This window comes from Archangium sp. (assembly GCF_036388035.1).
Lineage (GTDB): Bacteria > Myxococcota > Myxococcia > Myxococcales > Myxococcaceae > Archangium.
The window spans coordinates 1-2,210 of sequence record NZ_DASVSO010000418.1; the positions used below are offsets into that span (position 1 = coordinate 1).

Consider the following 2,210-nt stretch of genomic DNA (forward strand, 5'->3'; position numbering starts at 1 on the left):
TGCCCCTGTCCGCGAAGGACCTGCGGGTGCGCCTGCCCGAGCTGGTGAAGCTGCGGACGCCCGCGCGCGCCACTCCCGCCCGGAAGGGACGCGCCGCTCCGGCTCCCGAGCCCGTGCGGGCCTCGGGGGAGGCGCTGTTGGATCCCCTCACCCAGTTCTACGCCTTCGCGCACTTCAAGGACTTCGTCTTCGTCGAGGTGAAGCGCTCGCGGCGCTACGGACTGCCCCTGGCCATCGCGCTGGTGTCCTTCGATCCGCTGCCGGTGCAGGCGGACCGCGAGCTGCGCGCGCAGCTCTACGGAGGACTGGCGCTCGCCATCCGGCGCTCGCTGCGCGACACGGACTACCCCGTGCAGTACTCGGCGGACCGGGTGCTGTTGCTGCTGCCGCACACGGACCTGGCCGGGGCCCACACCGTGGCCCGCCGCGTCTGCGAGCGCGTGGCCCGCTCCAGCCTCACCTTCGATGAGCAGGTGGTCCGCCCCACCGTGTCCGTGGGACTGGCCGCGCTCGCTCCGGGGCGGGAGGTGTCCTTCTCGGACCTCGTCCGTCAGGCCCAGAGCTCGCTGGAGTCGGCCCAGGCCGCCGGCGGCAACCGCGTGGAGATGCTCGCGGAGACGCCGGGACTGGAGATTGAAGGGACGTGAGTCGGGCCGGCGCGAGGGCGCCGGCGTTCAGGGACCGCTGACGGCCTTGCCGTCCACGCGGTTCCGGCCGGCGCGCTTGGCGCGGTAGAGGTACTTGTCCGCCGCGGCGATCAGCTCCTCGGCCTGCGTGTAGTCCGAGTCGTGCAGCGTGGCCACGCCCAGGCTGATGGTCACCTTGATGGGCGTGCCACCGAAGATGAAGTCCGTGCGGTCCACCGCCACGCGGCAGCGCTCGGCGCACGCCAGGGTCTGCTCCTCGCTGGACTCGCGCAGCATGAGGGCGAACTCCTCGCCGCCGTAGCGCGCGAAGAGGTCCTCGGTGCGGATGGTGTCGTTCACCCGCTGCGCGATGCGCGCCAGCACGTAGTCGCCGGCCGGGTGCCCGTACACGTCGTTGATCTTCTTGAAGTAGTCCACGTCGAACATCACCAGGGACAGCGGCACCCGGTGGCGCAGGCAGTACGCGAACTCCTTGCGGATCGTCTCGAGGAAGTACTTCTTGTTGAAGATGCGCGTGAGCCCGTCGCGCGTGGCCGACTCGTAGATGCTGCGCTGGTAGGCCTCCTCCAGCTGGTCCTGGATGGAGAACTTCAGCACCGTGTTGGAGCCGATCTGGATCTTGTCGCCGTCATAGAGCGGCGCGGCGCTCACCTTCAGCCCGTTGAGGAACGTGCCGTTGGTGCTGCCCAGGTCCACCAGTTGGAAGCGGCCGTCCCCGAGCGACACCACCTTGGCGTGCTTGCGCGAGATGCCATCGTCCTCGACCTGGAACTGGGACTCGACGCTGCGGCCGAGCACCGTCTCGGAGCGATCCAGCTTGAACATCCGCCCGATACCCGCGGGCGATTTCGTGCTGATGACGATGAGATAGGCGCTCTGCTGCTGGGGCGCGGCGGTCCCTAGCAGGTCCGAAATCGAATGGACGGCGGTCTTCTCGTCAGACATCGTGCCCCCCATCTTACGGGTCGATGATTGTCTCCAGCAAGCATGCCACGGGACGATCACCCCTAGATGGTCGCTCCTATCGCGCGCGTCTCGACTTTTTGGCGGGTGCTTGCTCGGCGATTCGCGGGCGCTCGGTCATTTCCCCGACAATTGGGGTTTCGATGAAGCGGGCCCGTGCCTCCCTGTCCCGGTGGTAGGCGAGCCCCTGCATCAGCTTCACCAGCGCCGCCGAGGGCGTCATGTCCCCGCCGCTGAGCGCACCTTCCGCCAAGGCGGCGGCCCCGGACTCGTAGAGGGTGAGGTCCACCCCGTTGCGGTAGGCCTGGCTCACCACCACCACCGGGATGTCGCGCTGGCGGGCCTCCCGGAAGAGGGGCAGGAGCGAGCGGCCGAGGGACGGATCCACGGGGTAGTTGCCCGCCCCGTAGGCCTCCAGCACGAGGCCGCGCACCTGGGGCAGCAGGGCCAGGGGCAGCGAGGGATCCAACCCCGGGAACACCTTGAGGAGGAAGACGCGGGGCTCCAGCTTCTCGCGCAGGCGGAAGGGGCCCTTCTGTCGCAGACCCGGCGCGAAGGTGGCATCCACTCCGAGGGTGCCCAGCAGGGGGCAATTGGGGC

General features: G+C 69.2%; 2 protein-coding genes and 1 pseudogene. 1 reads left to right on the plus strand and 2 read right to left on the minus strand.

From position 1 onward, the window contains the following. On the plus strand, positions 1–647 hold a 647-nt coding region (locus VF697_RS16865; protein WP_331096200.1), incomplete at its 5' end, for a diguanylate cyclase. Positions 648–674: 27 nt separating this feature from the next. Here the strand turns inward: VF697_RS16865 and VF697_RS16870 are convergent. Beyond that, on the minus strand, positions 675–1,592 hold the full coding sequence (locus VF697_RS16870; RefSeq protein WP_331096202.1) for a GGDEF domain-containing protein: 918 nt from the start codon (positions 1,590–1,592) through the stop codon (positions 675–677). 76 nt (positions 1,593–1,668) lie between these two features. Continuing rightward, positions 1,669–2,210, minus strand: a pseudogene (locus tag VF697_RS16875) (L-asparaginase 1); the annotation flags it as partial.

What these genes read in the sequence shown, in the direction of transcription:
- VF697_RS16870 (WP_331096202.1), bottom strand. Translation starts at nt 1,592, where the DNA reads ATGTCTGACGAGAAGACCGCCGTCCATTCGATTTCGGACCTGCTAGGG.